Below are 18938 nucleotides of genomic sequence, written 5' to 3'. Positions count from 1 at the left end.
TCCCCTTGTTTGCGGTATTCCAAAGAAACAATTTTTTGTGGGATTATTGAAGTTAGACATATGAGACGCTTATGGTGAGCGTTAATATATCTTGTAGCATACAGAGTCGTATAAAGCTGAATCATATCTGACTTTTGATGAACTGGAGGAAAGTCTTGACTAAGAAAACTAGTTTTAATTTGATAGTCGAAAAAGAATTAAAAAAACTGGATAAATTAGTTCAAAAAAAGATTCTTAATTTGTGGCTAAAAATAATTTTGTGCATAAGTCACGTTAGAATAAAGAAGATTTTAGGTAAATGGAAGAAAAGGAGCTGATATTTAACTATGCCAGACAAAAAAAACCCAGAAATTGACCCTATTCCCTCGTTATTAGCGGAATTTTCGGATCCTGAAATGGAGGAGGAAGAGTTTAGAAATGATTTCTTTCAGGGGTTGTCGGGCAGAAGAAAAAAGGCCGCTTTTGCTTTAACTCTTATTTGGGGAGGGACCATTGGTTTACATCTTTTTCCTTGGAATTTTGCCCTCATCATATTTTTAGGGTTATTGATTTTTGTTGAAATGGTGAGATTAATTTTTAGCACGTCTAAAAATGCGAATCTACCTGAGTTTGAGCAGATGGACAGTTTACCTTTTGTTTCTTTGTTGGTTTCGGCAAAAAATGAGGAGGCTGTGATCAAGAAATTGGTAAAGATGTTATTAAATATCGACTATCCTAGTCATTTATATGAGTTATGGATTGTGAATGATAATAGTGGCGATCGCACTGGTAAAATATTAGATGAATTAACCCAAGAATATTCCCAATTAAATGTCATCCACCGAGACGGTTTGGCAAAGGGTGGTAAATCAGGGGCGTTAAACTTTGCCTTTTCTAAGTGCAAGGGTGAGGTTATCGGAGTATTTGATGCTGATGCCATCATTCCTGAGAACTTATTACAAAAGGTTGTACCTCTGTTTGTGAGGGAAAACATTGGGGCAGTGCAAGTGAGAAAAGCGATTTCTAATCCTGCCGAAAATTTTTGGACGAGGGGGCAATGGGTAGAAATGTCCCTCGATAGTTATTTTCAAAGGCAGAGAATTAACTGCGGTGGCATCGGAGAGTTGAGGGGTAATGGGCAATTTGTGCGTCGTGATGCCCTTAATAGTTGTGGTGGTTGGAACGAGGAAACTATCACCGATGACCTTGATCTTACCATTCGTTTACATCTTGATCACTGGGACATCGATATTTTAGAACATCCTGCGGTGGGTGAAGAAGGGGTTAAAAGTGCGATCGCACTCTGGCATCAGAGAAGCCGTTGGGCAGAAGGTGGTTATCAACGTTATTTCGACTATTGGCGTTTTATCCTCAGTAATCGCCTCGGGTGGCACAAAAAATTTGACCTGATTTTCTTTTTTATGGTGCAGTATATTTTCCCTACCGCCGCCATTCCCGACTTAGTAATGGTGTTAACCCGTCATCGCTTTCCCCTTGTGGCACCCCTCAGCAGTATTACTCTATTTCTCGCCTTTTGGGGTATGTACACTGGTTTAAAACGCAGTCAGAACAAAAAGTCATTTACCATGACTCAACATATCATTATGATAGGACAAAGTTTCCTTGGCTTGGTTTATATGGTTCACTGGTTTATCGTCATGCCTGTTACTACTGCCCGAATGTCTGTACGCCAAAAACGCCTCAAATGGGTTAAAACTGTCCATGAAGGAGACACCGAAGAAAACCTCGAATTAGCTTAAAGTAATTTTTCTGTTGTGTTAATTGGGGGTTGCCCCAAAAAATGGATTCGTGAGGGCAGGAAATAGGCAAAAGTTGAATGTGACTCAGCGCACTCTATTGGTTAAAAAATAAACCAAAAATATAAACAAACTAGAAACTTACAAAAATAAATTAATATTCCTCGCTAAAATCCAACCTCTACGTAAATCATCATCTTTTCCTAATTCACGGGGTTTTTTTGTGCCATAAAACCAAGGGCGAGATGAACTATCGGCAGTTATGGCAATAATAATATTTTCTTCAATGATTATTTGACAACTATTTTTCTTACAGTCAAAATCATTGATTTTTTTATCTAAAATTAACGGTTGAAAATCATCCCATGTTTCCAATGGTGACAAATATCTCCCCTCTTTATCCTGACTATATATTGTACCTGTGAGGGGTTTTTGTTGAGAATACTGGGTAGGATGGCAGCTTAACCATCTACCGTTAACCGTTAACCAGTCATTAGCACTAAAAATGGTACACACCAACCACTCTTGTTTTCTTTCTTTGGTTTCACTCAACCTTAAGCCAAAAAAACCATAACCTCCCATACCATAGCTACCAGCATAATAAGTAATATCAACAATGTAGCGATTGTTCACTAGAGCCGAATTTGCATAGGTAATAAAATCTTTGCTGTGGGAAGCATTGATAATTTTATTCATTAATAATTGCTTTTTTTATTATTATGATTATTCAAAATATCTACCTAGTATAAAGGACATTCTGCCGTAGCAAAATGTCCCGTTGTTTTATATGGAGTTATATATACTTAAGGTCTTTATATAAGCTGACCTCAATTTATCTTCGAGAACTATAATGACATATATCTAAAGTTTTCTTAATTTTCTTAAGATTTATTTAATGTTTATTTGCACAAGATAAACAAATTATAAGAAATGTTACAAATGTTAACTTTTATAAACAGAAACACCTATTTTTTGGGAAAACCAAACTTCAAAATTACGAATAGAAAATAGAGGACTTTTTGATATTTCGGTACTTTCCATGGGTTCAACAAAAATTGTAAACATACCCAAGCGATTTCCTGCTAATACGTCAGTAAATAATCTATCTCCTACCATGGCAACCTTATCTACGGGGTGATTCATGGCATCAACTGCCTGACGGAGTTTTTTACGGGATGGCTTTCTAGCACCAAAAATAAAAGGAACATCAAGGCTAGATGCGATCGCACTTATGCGACTTTTACTGAGATTATTACTAACTAACCATAAATCTACTAGAGGACGAACCTGTGTAATCCAGTCCATTAATTCAGGGGAAATGGTACTTTGTTTAAAAGGCACAAGGGTTTCATCCACATCCAAAACTAAACCTTTTAAATCGTATTTTTGGATAATAGAAGGACTTAATTTTGTCACAACATCGCCCAAAACTAAATCAGGTTGCAATAAAAGAGATTTTGACATAAAAATGTACGATCAGTTAGCTATTTTTAATTTACGCAGTTTTCCAACCAAAAGACCAAAAATAAAGAGAATCAAATCCTCTAAAATGATCTAATCCGAGAAAAAATCACTGTAAGCATTGTATATGAGACGAGATTATTTGCACAGTTGACATTAAATATTGTGAAACTATAAACTAACTAAATTCAGCCTTTGCCCAATTAAGATTTTCATGGACGGTTTTCAAGGAATTTCCCTCGGAATATAACCGTAGTAAAGGTTCAGTACCACTAAAACGAATTAATAACCAACTCTCATCCTCAAGACGATATTTATAACCATCAATGGCAAGACAATCAATGACCTTTTTCCCGGCAATTTCCTCTAAAGGTTTACTAGCGAGGGTAGCTTGTAACTGATTTTTTTGCTCCATACTCCCAAGGGTTAAATCAATACGATCATATTGAGATATAAAATTAGTTTTTTTCTGTAAATCCCCGTACAACTCCCCAATACCTTTCCCTGACTTCACCATGGCTTCAAGGACATATAAAGCTGACAAGAGGGCATCCCGTTCGGGAATATGGGTACTATAGCCCACTCCCCCAGATTCTTCTCCCCCCACCAAAACTTGAGTCTTCAACATCTTCTCAGCGATGTATTTATAACCGATAGGAGTTTCCGACAGGGGAATATTAAATAAATCTGCCACTTTGGGGATTAAATCTGAACCGCTGACCGTTTTAACAATTTCACCCTTCAATCCTCTTCTCTGGGATAAATGTTCGATAAAAATAGGAATTAAAATTTGTGTACTACAATAATTACCCTCACTATCCACCGCCGCAATGCGATCGCAATCTCCATCAAACACTAAACCGACTCTAAGGGCATCAGAATCATTTTTACCTCTTTCCTTAACCTCACGAAACAACTCAGGGATATAACGAGCCAAAGGCTCAGGAGCATTACCCCCAAACAAAGGATCTCTTTGACTATTTATTTCATTAATATTACATCCAAGAATACGACCCAACCCAGTAGATGCCGCCCCGTGCATCACATCCACAATTACATCTAATTTACCTACCGAAATCCCCTCCACAATGGCAGACACATCCACCAAACTAGCCAACTGCTTAGTATAACTATCCCAAGGATCAAACTTTGTAATGGTACCCACCTCAGTCGGTTTCGGCAAATCCGTATCCAATAAAGCCTCAATCCTACTGGTGACATCCCCAGAAACCGAACCCCCAAAAGCACCCTTAACCTTCAAACCCAAATATTGAGCGGGATTATGACTAGCCGTCAACACCAAAGCCCCCAAAGCATTTTGACTATAAGCCGCCCAGCTAAAAGCAGGGGTGGGAGCATAACTATCCGCCAACAATATATCGTAGCCATACTCCTGTAACGCTTGAGAAGCTACCAACGCAAAATCTTCTGCCAAAAAACGACGATCAAAACCCACCACCATCAACTTACCATGGGGGTTATCTTCTTGTAACACCTTCGCACACAGGGGAGCCAACTTCGCCACCCTTTCCATGGTAAAGTCAGCGGCAATTACTCCACGCCACCCATCAGTACCAAACTTAATTGGATTAGCTTGAAAACCCATAACAGTAACCTACAACACTAAGTTAAGAGCGGAATTATTAATAACACGAGCCTAAAAATTTCCTAACACTTAAAAGCCCACCACCTAAAAAAAAATTAAACCTTAGCAACCTCTTGGGCTTCACTATTGGCTACGGTACCAGTAATTTGTTCGTAGGTTTCACGCATTTTTAGACCTACTAAAACTTGGAATAAACCAGTACCATTATTAGAACCAGGGTAGTCCTTATGTTTTAACAACAATTCGGTCATTTCACCATAGTACTTAGTACCAGTACGGCTGAGGTGACTTTCAACATAGATCATTTCTTCTAAATTGTCGAACTGACCATCAATTTCGAGGATAGAAACTTCATTACCCATGTAGTTATCAGGTCCATAATACATTTTTAGACCAGGGAAAGAACAGGTTAATTTACGTCCACAGGGGCGCCAATCAATGGTAGAACCTTCATCGAATAAATAGGTAGGATTGAAATGTTCGATACCTTCTTTTTCAATTAAACGAACTCTCAAGATTTTACCTTCTTTTTCTTCAATTAATTGAGTAGGTAATACTTGAATAACAATATCTGCGTGTTGTTTTTGAGGCTCAATATAAGCGGTGAAGTCAGGTTTTCTGGCATTGATAGAAGCTACAACATCATCATAACTGTGACCTCTTTCGGCCATATCACGCTGAATTTTCCACTGAATTTTTACTTCTTCGCTGATGTCGAGGTAAACGCTGAAGTCAACTAATTCTCTTACTCTAGCATCATAAAGAGGATGTAAACCCTCGATTACAATTACTTTATTGGGTTCAATTTTTTCGGGAGGGTCTAATTCTCCAGTTTCGTGGTTATAAATAGGTTTATCAATAGCTTGACCATTTTTTAAGGCTTTAATTTGTTCTGCCATTAAGTCGAAGTTGTTGGCTTTAGGATTCAAAGCGGTAACACCTGCTGCTTTTCTACCTTTACGGTCTAAACTATGATAGTCATCAAGACAGATAACGGTCATAAATTCTTTACCGAATAAATCTTCTAAACGACGTAAAAAGGTTGATTTACCGCAGCCAGAGTCTCCGGCTACTCCAATAATTACTACTTTATCTTGAGTCATTTTTTCCTCTATATGTGAAACTAATATACTTTATATAAGTAATCTTGCTATTGATTGTTATCTTATCAGTCAATTGCACACTATTCTATATCTAATTGTTTTGTTTGTTAATCTTAGTTGTTGAAAAGGTGAATAAGTGATAACACAATTAACAATTACCCTTGGGGAATTTAGGTATGGTGATAATAATTAAACATCTTCTGCAATTTCTACTTCTGTTTTCTCCAAAAATACTTGATTCTCTTGGGATAGTTTTTCGAGGGATTGATTATAATTTTCGGTGGAAAACTGGGGTAATATTTCTTTGATAAATGCTTCGGCAGCTTTGGAGCGATAGCGGTTGGAGTTGACAATAACCGAAAGAGTGCGCCTAATTTCTACTCCTTCGATGGGGGCACGGTGCAATACTCCCATTTTTAGTTCTTTTTCGATCGCCGTTATGGACACAAAGGAAGCTCCTAACCCTGATAAAACGGCATTTTTTATGGCTTCTATGGAGTTTAATTCCATTTCTACTTTTAGATCATTAGTATTAATACCGCTACGGGTTAAAACCTGATCAATAACTTTGCGAATGGTAGATTGGGAGTCGAGGGTAATGTAATTGAGGTGGTATAAGTCATCCTTGGCAATGGTTTCTTGTTCGGCAAAGGGATGATTTGAGGGGATTATTAACGCCAATTCATCCTCGGCGTAGGGGATAATTTCTAATACATCCTGTAATTCAGAAGGCACTTCGCCGCCAATGATGGCTAAATCCACTTGTCCGTTTGCCACTGCCCAAGAGGTACGACGGGTGGAGTGTACCTGTAACTGTACGGAAACGTAAGGATATTTTTGATGAAATAAACCGATCATGCGGGGTAGTAAATATGTTCCTGTGGTTTGAGAAGCCCCCACAATCAGGGTTCCCCCCTGCAAATTTTGTAAATCTTCAATGGCACGGCAGGTTTCTTGACAAAGGGTAATAATTTTTTCACCATAGGCAAGTAAAAGGTTTCCCGCTTCAGTCAGTTGAGCTTTTCTTCCTCCCCTGTCGAATAAAGGTACTGTTAATTGTTTTTCCAAATTTTGTATTTGTAAACTGATAGCGGGTTGAGAGACATAGAGACTATCTGCCGCTCGTTTAAAACTACCCTCATCGGCAATTGCCTTCAAAATCCGTAATTGATCAAGGGAAAAAGGAATCTCAGCCATAGTAAAATTAGATTTCGTTATTTAGAATTTTAATTTATTTTCTGAAAATAATGACCAAAACTAGATATTAAATAGATTGGGATCAGTTTTGACCCTATTTATTGATAAGATCTAGGTAATCAGTAAAATAAGTATTTATTATATATTTATCCCATAAGTATAAACTTTATGATCCCCTTTGCGGTAGAAATAATTAACTTTTTTCCTCAATATTCCCCCCCCCTATTGGCCGTTGTCAATCTTCCTCCATGGTTAACCCCCAGTCATTTAATCATGGTGGGTTTATTGGTGGGCTTTGCGATCGCCCATAGCGGTTTAGCCGCCCTGCGTCCATGGGGAGAGAGTAAAATAGGAGCAAGACTATATCGGGTACTATTTGCCCTTGTTAGCATCCCCTTTGCCACCGTATTAATTATTTACTTTTTTAACCATCGTTATGATGGAGCCGTATTATGGCAAATCCAAGACGTGTCAGGGGTAAAAACCACCGTTTGGATATTATCCGCCATTTCCTTTATATTCCTTTATCCTGCTACCTTTAACTTATTGGAAATTGCCGCTATCCAGAAACCCCAAGTACACTTATACGAATCAGGCATTATCCGCATTACCCGACATCCTCAAATGGTAGGACAAGTAATCTGGTGTATTGCTCATACCATCTGGCTAGGCACTACTTTTACCATTGTCACCTCCTTGGGTTTAATTGCTCATCATCTTTTTGCCGTTTGGCATGGAGATAAAAGACTGACTAAACGTTATGGAGAAGCATTTTTGAAAGTCAAAGAAAGAACCTCTATCTTACCTGGGTTGGCCATTTTTGATGGCAGACAAACCCTACAAGGTAAAGAATTTTTGAAACCTGCCTATGTGGGAGTAACTGCATTTACTCTTTTGTTTTGGTTTATTCACCCTTGGTTAATGACTGTAACAAGTCGTGTCAATTGGTAATTTGATTGGATAATTCCTCTTTCTATCTTGCACAATATAGCTAGGGGATCAATAATGGCACTAAGAAAAATTATTTAAAAGACTTATTTTAAGTTACCTTCTTAGGCTATTATCTGATTCGACATCGCTATTTTATAAATTTTTAAACTATTAGAAATAAATTAATATGATTTCTGTCACTCAAGAATCTTTTGATAGAGAAGTTTTACAATCTTCTCACATGGTTTTAATCAATTTTTGGGCGCCTTGGTGTGGTTTGTGTACCATGCTGCAACCTATCCTCAATCGTCTTGAGTCGGAGTGGGAAACGGAGTTAAAAATAGTTAGTGTTAACGCTGACCAAAATTTACGTTTAGCTAATAACTATAGTCTTAGTAGTCTGCCCACCCTGATTTTGATGCACCGAGGGGAAATTATTGAGCGTTTAGAAAGTTTCCATAATAGAGAACATTTATATAAAACTGTTAATGATGTGATGTTGCATCTATTGCACCAAACCACTGCTTAAATATAATTAATTTATTCTCCATTTTCTTTAAATTCATGATTGCAATATACCCCGGTAGTTTTGATCCTATTACCCTCGGACATTTGGACTTAATACAACGGGGTAGTGTTTTATTTGAACAGATAATAGTGGCGGTATTAAAAAATCCTAATAAAAAACCTTTATTTAGTTTAGAAACTAGGGTAAAACAGATTCGTCTTTGTACCCAAGAGATTCCTAATGTAGAAGTAGATACTTTTTCGGGGTTGACGGTGGAATATGCCAAGTTAAAACAAGCAGGGGTATTATTAAGAGGTTTGAGGGTATTATCAGACTTTGAGCAGGAGTTACAAATGGCTCATATTAATAAAACTCTGGCGAATAATGTAGAAACAGTTTTTTTGGCAACTAATACAGAGCATAGCTTTGTTAGTAGTAGTGTGGTGAAAGAAATTGCTCGATTTGGCGGTAAAATTGATCATCTGGTACCAGGGGCGATCGCCCTTGATATTTACAAAGCATTACAAAAGTAATCTAAGATTTTTTACAAAACATAACAGCTATGGTCAACGGATACCTTAAAATTAAGCTCATATAGATAGTTAATTTATTTTATTACAATGCGTATTTTAGCTCTTATCCCGGGTGGTATCGGAGATCAAATTTTATTTTTTCCCACCCTAAAAAGTATTAAAGATCAATACCCCAAGGCAATTATTGACGTATTAGTAGAACCTAGGTCAAAAAATGCCTACCGTGTCTGTCCTCACGTCAAAGAAGTTCTAGTATTTGACTATAAAGATAAAAACGGACTAGCCGACTACCTAAACCTCCTTGGCATCATCAGAGATAGAGAATATGAAGTTGCCGTAACCCTCGGACAAAATTGGGCAGTAGGCTTCTTATTATGGCTTGATGGCATTCCTACCCGTGTAGGTTACAAAAGTTCTAAATCTTGGTTTATCAATAACCCTGTCGAACTAAAAACCGAGCAATATGCCGCCTATATGTACCATGACTTAGTCCATGGGTTAAACATCACTCAATCTTGCCCCCCTGTGTCTATTAACGTACCCAAAGAAGACATTGAATGGGCAGAGGTAGAACAAAAACGTCTCGACATCAAAGAATCTGGTTATATCCTCATTCATGGGGGTTCCAGTGCGCTCGCCAAAACCAAAGGCATCGATAAAATTTACCCTGTGCCAAAATGGCAAAGAATTGTTGAAGATGTCCAAAGAAAACAACCCAATCTTCCCATCGTTTTACTAAACGGACCCGATGATCAAGAATGGATAGCAGAAATGTTGCAGCTATGTAACAACCTTAAAGTAATTAGTCCCCCAGATATTGGCAAACTATCCGCCTTCATCGCCGGTGCTAACCTAATGTTATGTACAGACAGCGCCCCCATGCACTTATCCGTAGCGGTAGGTACTTATACCATAGCCCTATTTGGTCCTACTCAAGCCGATAAACTATTACCGCCCCACAGCGATAAATTTATTGGTCTTCAATCCCTTAGTAAAAACATTGCCGACATATCCACAGACAAAATTTTAGAAAAAATGTGGCAAGGTTAACAATAGTTGTCAATTAATATTATAGGTTTAAAACCTTATCCTTTATGTAAGGTGGGCATTGCCCACCAATATTATTAATATTAGATTCCACTAATAAAAGGTCAAAAGATAGGTTGAAAATCAAAAATATCAAGTTAAATAAAATTAGTTAAAATTACTTTTCAGCAAAAATAAAGGTTATAGTCGTGGCGAAAAAAGCAGTTTTTTTAGATCGTGATGGTGTTTTAAATGTTGAGGCAGGATATATACATGATGTAGAAGATTTACAACTAATACCCAATGTTGCCAAAGCGGTTAAAAAGATTAACGATAGTGGCTTTTTTTGTTGTCTAGTTTCCAATCAATCAGGCCCTGCGAGGGGTTATTATCCTGATAGTCATGTTAAAGCATTACACCAAAGATTAGAACATTTATTATGGCAAGAAGCCCAAGCCAAACTAGATGCCCTTTATTACTGCCCCTATCTCAGCCCCCAGGCAGGGGGAGTAAACCCTGAATTTACCTACTGGGGTACATGGAGAAAACCTAATACGGGAATGCTGGTGGCGGCCGCATGGGAGCATAATTTAGACCTAAAAGGTAGTTTTATGGTGGGAGATAAAGCCACAGATGTAGATTTAGCACACAATGCAGGGTTAACAGGTATTCTGGTTACTACTGGTTATGGTACTAAGGTTATGGGGGGGCAGTATCAGCACAAAACTCACCCTGATTACATTGCCTCAGATTTGAGTGAAGCGGTAGATTGGATTTTGCAGTGTTAGAAGTGGAATATTGACGCTCTCATCTTTGATTTAATAGTGGGCGATGTGTCGCCCTATTTCTTTAACCGAAACGTCCGCTTACATATTGTTGGGTGGCTTCTTCGGCTGGATTTTGGAAAATATTTTCGGTTTTATCATATTCCACCAAATAACCTAATTTTCCTCCTCCTCCTTCAACGCTACGGGCATTAAAAAAGGCGGTTAAATCTGATACCCTAGAAGCCTGTTGCATATTGTGAGTAACAATGACAATGGTATAGTCTCGTTTCAACTCATGGATAGATTCTTCTACCTTTAGGGTGGAAATGGGATCTAGCGCAGAACAAGGTTCATCCATTAAAATAACGTCAGGTTTAATGGCAATGGTACGAGCAATACATAACCTTTGTTGCTGCCCCCCAGAAAGGGCTAAACCACTTTGTTTAAGTTTGTCTTTTACTTCATCCCATACGGCGGCTTTGCGTAGGGAGTCTTCCACTAAGTCATCCATATTTCCTTGATAACCATTGAGCCTTGCCCCCCAAGCAATATTTTCGTAGATAGATTTGGGAAAGGGGTTAGCTTTTTGAAATACCATACCTATTCTAGATCTTAATCCCACAGGATCTACTCCTTTGGCGTAGATGTCTTTGCCTTTAAAGGTAATTCTCCCTTTAACTCTAGCACTGGCGACTAAGTCATTCATGCGGTTAATACATCGAAGGATGGTACTTTTACCACAACCAGAAGGACCAATAAAAGCAACGGCGTTATTTTTAGGAATGTCTATGTTTACCCCTGCTACGGCTTTATGAGTACCATAATAAACATCTACGTTTTCGATCTGGACTACGGGTTCTTGTGCTATATTTTTATCTAATTCTGGACTCATGATTATTTTTAGTAATTTAAAATATGGGGCTAAACCTTTTTGTCTGGATAAGGTTAGACTAAACTATTGTAAGGCTCGGATGAAAGTTGAATAATAAAAAACAAATTTACAGTAATTATAGTCTGAGTGTAGCGGTTGTAAGTTAAGACAAAATTAACAAATTTGAAAATACGATGAGTAATATTTCCCTATGTATGATTGTCCGGAATGAGGCGAAGTCTTTGCCGAATTGTCTTAGTAGTGTGAAGGACTTGGTTTCAGAGATGATAGTTGTGGATACGGGTTCGACGGATGATACTAGGGAAGTTGCTGGGGGTTTTGGGGCGAAGGTGGTGGATTATGGGTGGAATGATAATTTTGCTGAGGCGAGAAATTTTGGTTTGGGGTTTGTGGAGTCGGATTGGGTGTTGGTGTTGGATGCGGATGAGGTTTTTAATACTCAGTTAATTTCGGCGGTGGAGAAGGCGACTAGGGTGGATGACAATTTGGTAGTCAATTTGGTACGCCATGAGGTGGGGGCTAATTCTTCTCCTTATTCGTTGTTGTCTCGTTTATTTCGTCGTCATCCTAAAATTAGGTTTTCTCGTCCTTATCATGCTTTGATTGATGATGCGGTGGTGGATTTGTTGGCGGAGGAGAGTCATTGGCGAGTGGTGGATTTGCCTGAAGTGGCGATCGCCCATTATGGTTATCAACCTGCTATTATTGAGACACAGGATAAGGCTAAACGGGCAAGGGTTGCCATGGAGTCTTATTTACAGGACAATCCTAATGATAGTTATGCCTGTAGTAAGTTAGGGGCTTTATATCTTCAGTTAGGGGAAAGAAAAAAGGGTTTAAAGTTATTAACTAAGGGTTTGAAGTTGCATGGTAGTAGCCCTGCGGTTACGTTTGAGTTGCACTATCATCTTGCTAATGCCTCAGTGAAAGATAATCAGTTTGACTCGGCCATAAAACACTATGAAAAGGCGATCGCCCTTCCCCTTTTACCTATCATAAAATTAGGGGCATATCATAACTATGCTAGTTTAGCTTATCAACGGAAAGAATATTTAAAGGCGATCGAGTTGTACCAAGAATGTCTGAAAATACAACCTAATTTTGCCATGGTTTATTACAATCTGGGGTTATGTTACAAAGCCCTAGGGCGCAATTTTAAAGCCATAAGTGCCTATCAAACCGCCATTAAACTAAATCCCACCGATGCTTATTCCTATCAAAATCTAGGGCTATTGTTATACAGACAAGCACAATACGAAGAAAGTCAACAAGCCTTACAACAAGCCGTAATGCTTCATCGTCAACAAAATCCGAATTTTGCCCTACAATTAGAACAAGAGTTAAAGGCGATCGGTTTTTCCTTTGAATAAGCAGTGATTAATGGATAATGGATAATTAATTTTTACCAATTCTCACGCCTCTACTGTTCTTTGACAGAAAAAATCTGATACTTAACGTGGATAAATCTTTAGAATGAATCCCCCCTGCCCTTTCAACGGGAGATGTCGAAGACAGAGGAGTAGGGATTTAGGGGGCAAAACGGTAATGCTTTTCACAACTGATTACTTGAACTTAATATGACTTGGAAAGAAAAAACAGGAAATCAAAGGGATTGGCATTGGCGAGGGTGGAAAATTCGCTATAGCTACAGCAGAGTTAACCCTGAAAATAAAAACAACGATATTCCCGTAATTTTATTACATGGTTTTGGGGCTTCTATCGGACATTGGCGCCACAATATTCCTGTATTTAAAAAAAATCACACTGTTTATGCCCTCGATTTACTTGGTTTTGGGGCATCCCGTAAAGCGTACACCAATTATGATGTTACTTTATGGTCTGAGTTAGTGTATGATTTTTGGCGAGAATTTATCAATGTACCCGTAATTATCATAGGTAATTCTATCGGCTCATTAATTGCTCTTTATGCCACCGCACAACATCCTGCCATGGTGCATAGATTGGTGATGTTGAGTTTACCTGATTTATCGGCAAGGCAGAAGATGTTACCCAAGTTTGTTTTACCTCTAGTTAAAACCCTTGAAACGATTGTGGCTTCTCCTTTACTTATCAGGATGATATTTTTAGTTGCCCGTCGCCCGGGGGTAATTCGTAAATGGTTGGGGGTTGCCTATGTGGATAAAACTTCTGTGGATGATGAATTGGTGGATATTATTGCCACCCCTCCCCAAGATAAGGGGGCAGCGCGCACTTTAATCGCCCTGAGTAAGTCCGTTAATCAATCTGATTTTTCTTTATCTGCAAGGGAATTATTAGGGCAGGTTAACATTCCTATGTTACTACTTTGGGGTAAGGGCGATCGCTTCATACCCCCTACCATAGCCCCCCAATTAGCTACGGTTAACCCCTTAATTACCTTAAATTTATTGGATGATTTGGGGCATTGTCTCCACGACGAAAAACCCGATTTATTTCACCAAATTTTATTTGATTGGCTGAGAGTAATAGACACTAATACTTAGGGGAGAAAGTAATAATATCGATTATTTCTCTTTTGCCACTTTCCAAAAGAAAAAGTAAGAACATTACTAGCTTTTACACCTCATGATAAATAGTACAGAAATAAATCAAAATTAGAAAACTGTTTCAGTCTTCACTACAGAACTTTTTCATCAAAGCCTAATTATTCAAAAATATCTAACTGATTCATAATTTCCTCGGTATTATCTTGATTAGAAGGGGTTAACTTTTTAATATTTTTCCTCAAACCCATGGCAATTTTACTGTGCTTTTCGATTTGAGTCATAACCTGTTTCGCACGGCTAATAACTACTTTCGGCAAACCTGCCAATCTTCCCGCTTCGATACCGTAGGATTTATCAGCGCCCCCAGGTTTGACTTCATGGAGGAAAATTATTTCGTTTTCTAACTCCTTCACCGTTACCTGATAGTTAGCCACATTATCCAAAATAGAAGCCAATTCGTTTAACTCGTGATAATGGGTAGCAAAAATAGTACGACTTTGGATTTCAATGGCAAGGTATTCGGCAACCGCCCAAGCAATGGATAAACCGTCAAAGGTGGCTGTACCTCTACCGATTTCATCTAGTAACACCAAAGATTTATCGGTGGCATGGTTAAGAATATTGGCGGTTTCATTCATTTCTACCATAAAAGTAGATTGCCCTGTGGCTATGTCATCCACTGCACCTACACGAGTAAAAATGCGATCGCATATACTTATTTTGGCACTTTCTGCAGGAATAAAACTACCTATTTGAGTCATTAATTGAATTAATCCCACCTGACGCAGATAACAACTTTTTCCACTAGCATTAGGTCCAGTTAATACTATTAAATCAGGTATTTTTTCTGCACCCAAAGAAGTAGAATTAGGTACAAACATTCCAAAACCTAATATTTTTTCCACCACAGGATGACGACCATTTTTTATTTTGATGGTACGGTCTTCCGTCATCTCTGGACGGTTATAATCTTGATATACTGCCAACTCCGCCAGTCCGCTCAATACATCCATAGCTGCGATCGCCCTTGCCACCTTTCTGATTTCATCGGTTTTTTGAGCTACCGTAGAGCGTAAATCTACAAAAATTTGATACTCAAACTTTGCCAGATCATCTTTCGCATTTAAAATGCGATTTTCCTTCTCTTTCAACTCAGCAGTAATGTATCTTTCTTCATTCAACAAAGTTTGTTTACGCTGATAATTTTCGGGAGCAAATTCCGCCTTAGAACGGGGCATACTGATATAATAACCAAAGGTTTTGTTATAACCCACCTTTACATTACTAATGCCCGTGCGCTCCCTTTCCGTCACCTCCAGATTTGCTAACCATTCCTTATCCCCCTCGATAAGTTTACGCATCTCGTCCAATTGCTCATTGACACCATCTCGAATCATTCCCCCCTCCTTCACATGTTGCGGGGGAGACTCCACCAAAGAATCTACCACCTTTTCCCCCAACTCTTCCAACTCAGGAGGCACATTTTGCAGAGCCTGAAAATAGGGCGATTTACCCTCCTTTGCCAACTCCGCCAAATAACTCAATTTTAATAAAGAATCCCCCAAATTAAGCAACTCCTTCGGGTTTGCCGTACCAGCACTCACTCTCCCTGTAATTCTTTCCAAATCATAGATACTTTTAAATAAACTCCTCATCTCCTCCCGCAAAGGCAAATTATCAATTAACTCCGCAATGGTATCTTGACGGGCAATGATTCCCCGCTTACTGAGTAAAGGTTGCAATAACCAACGCCTCAAAGCCCTTGCCCCCATGGCTGTACAAGTCTTATCCAAAGCCCAAAGCAAAGAGCCATGAAAGGTATTATCTCGCACCGTAGTAGTGATTTCGAGGTTTCGCCGTGAGGTGGCATCTAGCATCAAATAATCCGCAACACTGTAAGTGCTAATAAGTTGCAATGGTACTTGATTCGCCTTTTGGGTATCCTGCACATAGTCGAGTAAACCTCCTGCCGCCCGAATGGCGAGGGGTAAATGTTCACAACCTACTCCCTCTAAGGATTTTAGTTTAAATTCTAATAATAATTTGGGTTTAGCTTCGTTAATATCAAAGGTTTTTTGCGATCGCAACGTATAACAAAAACAATCAGGAAGAAACTCAGGCAGATGCTCCGACTTTTGCCCCGGACGCAATAAACTATTAATATCAGGAGCATTGATAGGAAACAAAATTTCCGCAGGTTGCAACCTCAACAATTCCGTCGCCAAACTGGTTAAATCTTTGCTCTGGGTAGTAAAAAATTCCCCCGTAGAAATATCTGCATAAGCCAAACCCCAATGCTCTTTTGCTACCACCACCGCCGCTAAAAAATTGTTTTGCCGAGAGGGTAACATCTCATCTTCCGTCACCGTGCCGGGGGTTAATAACTTAGTAATCGCCCGTTTAACTAACCTTTTCTCCGCCGTCGCCTTAGAAGCATCCTCCACCTGATCACAGATTACCACCCCATAACCCTTTTCTACCAATTGTCTCGCATAACGATCAAGGGCGTGATGGGGTACCCCAGTCATGGCAATTCTACCCACATTTTGCCCCGCATCCTTGCTGGTAATGACTAACTCCAATTCTTGGGCAATGGTTACCGCATCCTGAAAAAAGCACTCGAAAAAGTCACCCACCCTATATAGTAAAAGACAATTGGGATATTGTTCCTTCACCTCCACATAATGATGATACATGGGAGTTAAATCTTTGATATTTATCAATCGATAATCTTCGTGGGGAGCGTTTCTAGTGGCTTTGGTGGTAACAATTTCTGTCATTTTGTCCTATTTATTTTAGGGATTTTCTTATTCTATTATTAACTAGGATGAGGAAACTAATCAATAATCTCCCTAAAACTCATCGATTCAATCATGGCAAAATACAATCTCAGTTTTATCAACGATACAGATTTATATAATCACACCAAAGAAACCGTTGAAAAATATACATTTAAAATAAACTTAAAAACCTTTAGTAAGAATTTAATTGATCCGATTAAATTAACATTTGATTCTAAAGTTTATAACAAAAATATTGTTGATGTCATTGAAAATGAAATAATTAGACAGATGAATAAGTCAAATACTAATCACATTGGCTATTTTCATCAAAATATTTTTCAATATATGGGTAATGGATGGGAAGTGCCAAAACGGGGTTATGACGTAATAAATAAAAAATTAAATTACTATGTTGAAATGAAAAATAAACATAATACAATAAACTTTTCATCATCACAAAAAACATATATGAGGATGCAAAATACGTTATTAAATAACCCTGAAGCAACCTGTATGCTGGTTGAAGTAGTGGCAAAAAAGAGTCAGAATATAGTGTGGAATATTAGTTTAGATAGTAATACTGTTTCTAATGGTCAAATCAGAAGAGTATCGATAGATAAATTCTATGAATTGGTGACAGGAGAAAAAACTGCTTTTAAACAACTGTGTGAAATTTTATCATCGGTAATTGATGATATTATAAGTAGAACAGAATTAAATGAAAAACAAAATACTGTCATTTCAGAATTATTAAAAATATCGCCTAATTTATTAAAAAGTATTTATTTACTATCTCTTCGTAAATATCAAGGATTTGATCAGTTTAATGTCTAAAGAATTTGTCACAGAAGCTCTACTAGCTGATATTTTGTCAGTGTCTCGATCCACCATAGAAAAATGGAAAATCAGCCGTAAAATTACACCCTCTAAAAATGGTCAATATTGCTTAGAAGATTTACAATATTTTCCTTCTATTAAATCAATGATAAATTCTCGATGGAAAGAACAACAAAATGTAACTCCTAAGAGAAAATATCAATCCATCGAACTTTTTGCGGGTGCTGGTGGTTTAGCTATTGGTTTAGAAAAGGCTGGTTTTGATACTATTGCTTTAAATGAAATTGATAAAGATTCTTGCAAAACTTTAAGACATAATCGTCCTCATTGGAATGTAATTGAAGGAGATATTAGCAAGATTAATTTTTTTGATTATAGTCAATATGATATTGATTTATTATCAGGAGGTTTTCCTTGTCAGGCTTTTTCCTATGCTGGAAATAAATTAGGATTTGAAGATACTAGGGGAACTTTATTTTTTGAATTTGCTAGGGCTATTAAAGAGTTACAACCAAAAGTTTTTATTGGGGAAAATGTCAGAGGTTTACTAAACCATGAAAAGGGTAAAACTTTAAATGCAATTAAGTCAGTAATTTCTGAATTAGGATATGTTTTAATTGAGCCAAGGGTTTTAAAAGCGATTTTTTATCGTGTACCTCAAAAGCGAGAAAGACTATTTTTAATAGGTATTAGAAAGGATTTATTTCCATACACAAATTTTATATGGCCTGATCCTTTTTGCAGAGTTATGACTTTAAAAGATGCTTTAAAAAAAGGAGAATTATATAATAGTTATTGTCCTCCATCTTCTGGTCAAAACTATCCTCCTAAAAAACAAAAAGTAATGGAAATCCGACTTTCCGCACTTCATTTTGTCACAAATAAAACGACATAAAGAAGATGAGCTATTTGTAATGGTTTGAGTAAAAATTATCTTTAATGTCTTTTTCTCTGCTATTTTACTCTTGGACTATTTCTATATTTTCCCACCACAAACCTATGCCATCAATTTTTTTATTTTATGTTGTAATGGCTCTTATTTTTGTTGATGTTTTCCTAACTATCAAGGTTTT

General features: G+C 37.8%; 17 protein-coding genes. 10 read left to right on the top strand and 7 right to left on the bottom strand.

The features are described 5' to 3' along the window. Positions 1–326: 326 nt before the first annotated feature. Entirely contained in the window at positions 327–1739 is a 1413-nt protein-coding gene (locus A5482_RS06945) for a glycosyltransferase (RefSeq protein ID WP_069789748.1), read from the top strand. Between the two features lie 138 nt (positions 1740–1877). Here the strand turns inward: A5482_RS06945 and A5482_RS06940 are convergent, their stop codons facing one another. From A5482_RS06940 to A5482_RS06920, 5 genes are all read right to left on the bottom strand, one after another. Then, complete coding sequence (locus A5482_RS06940) at positions 1878–2432, bottom strand: hypothetical protein (RefSeq protein ID WP_069789749.1); 555 nt, start codon at positions 2430–2432, stop codon at positions 1878–1880. 246 nt (positions 2433–2678) lie between these two features. Then, positions 2679–3200, bottom strand: a complete 522-nt coding sequence (locus A5482_RS06935) for a YqeG family HAD IIIA-type phosphatase (protein WP_069789750.1) — start codon at positions 3198–3200, stop codon at positions 2679–2681. A 175-nt stretch (positions 3201–3375) separates the two neighbouring features. Further along, the gene (locus A5482_RS06930) at positions 3376–4803 is read right to left on the bottom strand and encodes a phosphoglucomutase/phosphomannomutase family protein (RefSeq protein ID WP_069789751.1); all 1428 of its coding nucleotides are present in this window, start codon (positions 4801–4803) and stop codon (positions 3376–3378) included. A 95-nt stretch (positions 4804–4898) separates the two neighbouring features. Further along, a complete protein-coding gene (locus tag A5482_RS06925) occupies positions 4899–5906 on the bottom strand; it encodes a phosphoribulokinase (RefSeq protein ID WP_069789752.1) in 1008 nt (335 codons plus the stop codon). 189 nt (positions 5907–6095) lie between these two features. Further along, positions 6096–7103, bottom strand: coding sequence for a LysR family transcriptional regulator (locus A5482_RS06920; protein ID WP_069789753.1), 1008 nt, complete (start codon positions 7101–7103; stop codon positions 6096–6098). 273 nt (positions 7104–7376) lie between these two features. Here A5482_RS06920 and A5482_RS06915 point away from each other — a divergent pair, with 273 nt between their 5' ends. The 5 genes from A5482_RS06915 to A5482_RS06895 all read left to right on the top strand — a co-directional run bounded on the left by A5482_RS06915 (position 7377) and on the right by A5482_RS06895 (position 10888). Then, positions 7377–8054 carry an NnrU family protein gene (locus tag A5482_RS06915; protein WP_069789765.1) on the top strand — a complete coding sequence of 226 codons (678 nt, stop codon included), beginning with the start codon at positions 7377–7379 and terminating at the stop codon, positions 8052–8054. A gap of 166 nt (positions 8055–8220) precedes the next feature. Next, positions 8221–8562: a thioredoxin family protein gene (locus A5482_RS06910; protein ID WP_069789754.1), complete on the top strand. Its 342-nt coding sequence runs from the start codon at positions 8221–8223 to the stop codon at positions 8560–8562. 35 nt (positions 8563–8597) lie between these two features. Then, positions 8598–9074, top strand: coding sequence for a pantetheine-phosphate adenylyltransferase (coaD, locus tag A5482_RS06905; RefSeq protein ID WP_069789755.1), 477 nt, complete (start codon positions 8598–8600; stop codon positions 9072–9074). An 87-nt stretch (positions 9075–9161) separates the two neighbouring features. Further along, positions 9162–10124 (top strand): glycosyltransferase family 9 protein, encoded by a 963-nt coding sequence (locus A5482_RS06900; protein WP_069789756.1) that lies wholly within the window; start codon positions 9162–9164, stop codon positions 10122–10124. Positions 10125–10309: 185 nt separating this feature from the next. Next, a complete protein-coding gene (locus A5482_RS06895) occupies positions 10310–10888 on the top strand; it encodes a D-glycero-alpha-D-manno-heptose-1,7-bisphosphate 7-phosphatase (protein ID WP_069789757.1) in 579 nt (192 codons plus the stop codon). Positions 10889–10949: 61 nt separating this feature from the next. Here A5482_RS06895 and pstB read toward each other — a convergent pair whose 3' ends face one another. Beyond that, on the bottom strand, positions 10950–11759 hold the full coding sequence (gene pstB / locus A5482_RS06890; protein WP_069789758.1) for a phosphate ABC transporter ATP-binding protein PstB: 810 nt from the start codon (positions 11757–11759) through the stop codon (positions 10950–10952). 173 nt (positions 11760–11932) lie between these two features. Here pstB and A5482_RS06885 point away from each other — a divergent pair, with 173 nt between their 5' ends. Further along, positions 11933–13129 (top strand): tetratricopeptide repeat protein, encoded by a 1197-nt coding sequence (locus tag A5482_RS06885; RefSeq protein ID WP_083260374.1) that lies wholly within the window; start codon positions 11933–11935, stop codon positions 13127–13129. Between the two features lie 207 nt (positions 13130–13336). Continuing rightward, positions 13337–14242 carry an alpha/beta fold hydrolase gene (locus A5482_RS06880; protein ID WP_069789760.1) on the top strand — a complete coding sequence of 302 codons (906 nt, stop codon included), beginning with the start codon at positions 13337–13339 and terminating at the stop codon, positions 14240–14242. Positions 14243–14403: 161 nt separating this feature from the next. On the opposite strand, the gene mutS is transcribed toward A5482_RS06880, so the two are convergent. Continuing rightward, complete coding sequence (gene mutS / locus A5482_RS06875) at positions 14404–17025, bottom strand: DNA mismatch repair protein MutS (protein WP_069789761.1); 2622 nt, start codon at positions 17023–17025, stop codon at positions 14404–14406. A 93-nt stretch (positions 17026–17118) separates the two neighbouring features. Between mutS and A5482_RS06870 the strand changes: the two genes are divergently transcribed. Then, positions 17119–17862 carry an Eco47II family restriction endonuclease gene (locus A5482_RS06870; RefSeq protein ID WP_069789762.1) on the top strand — a complete coding sequence of 248 codons (744 nt, stop codon included), beginning with the start codon at positions 17119–17121 and terminating at the stop codon, positions 17860–17862. Beyond that, on the top strand, positions 17855–18760 hold the full coding sequence (locus A5482_RS06865) for a DNA cytosine methyltransferase (protein ID WP_242411891.1): 906 nt from the start codon (positions 17855–17857) through the stop codon (positions 18758–18760). The genes A5482_RS06870 and A5482_RS06865 overlap by 8 nt, the downstream gene beginning before the upstream one ends. Positions 18761–18938 lie beyond the last annotated feature (178 nt).

This window comes from Cyanobacterium sp. IPPAS B-1200 (assembly GCF_001747005.2).
Taxonomy (GTDB): Bacteria; Cyanobacteriota; Cyanobacteriia; order Cyanobacteriales; family Cyanobacteriaceae; genus Cyanobacterium.
This window is presented reverse-complemented; position numbering and strand designations above follow the sequence as displayed.

Excerpts from the sequence above, each read along its gene's own strand:
- A5482_RS06900 (WP_069789756.1), top strand. The coding sequence starts at position 9,162 with ATGCGTATTTTAGCTCTTATCCCGGGTGGTATCGGAGATCAAATTTTA.
- A5482_RS06885 (WP_083260374.1), top strand. The coding sequence starts at position 11,933 with ATGAGTAATATTTCCCTATGTATGATTGTCCGGAATGAGGCGAAGTCT.
- A5482_RS06920 (WP_069789753.1), bottom strand. The coding sequence starts at position 7,103 with ATGGCTGAGATTCCTTTTTCCCTTGATCAATTACGGATTTTGAAGGCA.
- A5482_RS06930 (WP_069789751.1), bottom strand. The coding sequence starts at position 4,803 with ATGGGTTTTCAAGCTAATCCAATTAAGTTTGGTACTGATGGGTGGCGT.
- A5482_RS06925 (WP_069789752.1), bottom strand. The coding sequence starts at position 5,906 with ATGACTCAAGATAAAGTAGTAATTATTGGAGTAGCCGGAGACTCTGGC.
- coaD (WP_069789755.1), top strand. The coding sequence starts at position 8,598 with ATGATTGCAATATACCCCGGTAGTTTTGATCCTATTACCCTCGGACAT.
- A5482_RS06870 (WP_069789762.1), top strand. The coding sequence starts at position 17,119 with ATGGCAAAATACAATCTCAGTTTTATCAACGATACAGATTTATATAAT.
- A5482_RS06915 (WP_069789765.1), top strand. The coding sequence starts at position 7,377 with ATGGTGGGTTTATTGGTGGGCTTTGCGATCGCCCATAGCGGTTTAGCC.
- A5482_RS06935 (WP_069789750.1), bottom strand. The coding sequence starts at position 3,200 with ATGTCAAAATCTCTTTTATTGCAACCTGATTTAGTTTTGGGCGATGTT.
- A5482_RS06910 (WP_069789754.1), top strand. The coding sequence starts at position 8,221 with ATGATTTCTGTCACTCAAGAATCTTTTGATAGAGAAGTTTTACAATCT.
- mutS (WP_069789761.1), bottom strand. The coding sequence starts at position 17,025 with ATGACAGAAATTGTTACCACCAAAGCCACTAGAAACGCTCCCCACGAA.
- A5482_RS06945 (WP_069789748.1), top strand. The coding sequence starts at position 327 with ATGCCAGACAAAAAAAACCCAGAAATTGACCCTATTCCCTCGTTATTA.
- pstB (WP_069789758.1), bottom strand. The coding sequence starts at position 11,759 with ATGAGTCCAGAATTAGATAAAAATATAGCACAAGAACCCGTAGTCCAG.
- A5482_RS06865 (WP_242411891.1), top strand. The coding sequence starts at position 17,855 with ATGTCTAAAGAATTTGTCACAGAAGCTCTACTAGCTGATATTTTGTCA.
- A5482_RS06940 (WP_069789749.1), bottom strand. The coding sequence starts at position 2,432 with ATGAATAAAATTATCAATGCTTCCCACAGCAAAGATTTTATTACCTAT.
- A5482_RS06880 (WP_069789760.1), top strand. The coding sequence starts at position 13,337 with ATGACTTGGAAAGAAAAAACAGGAAATCAAAGGGATTGGCATTGGCGA.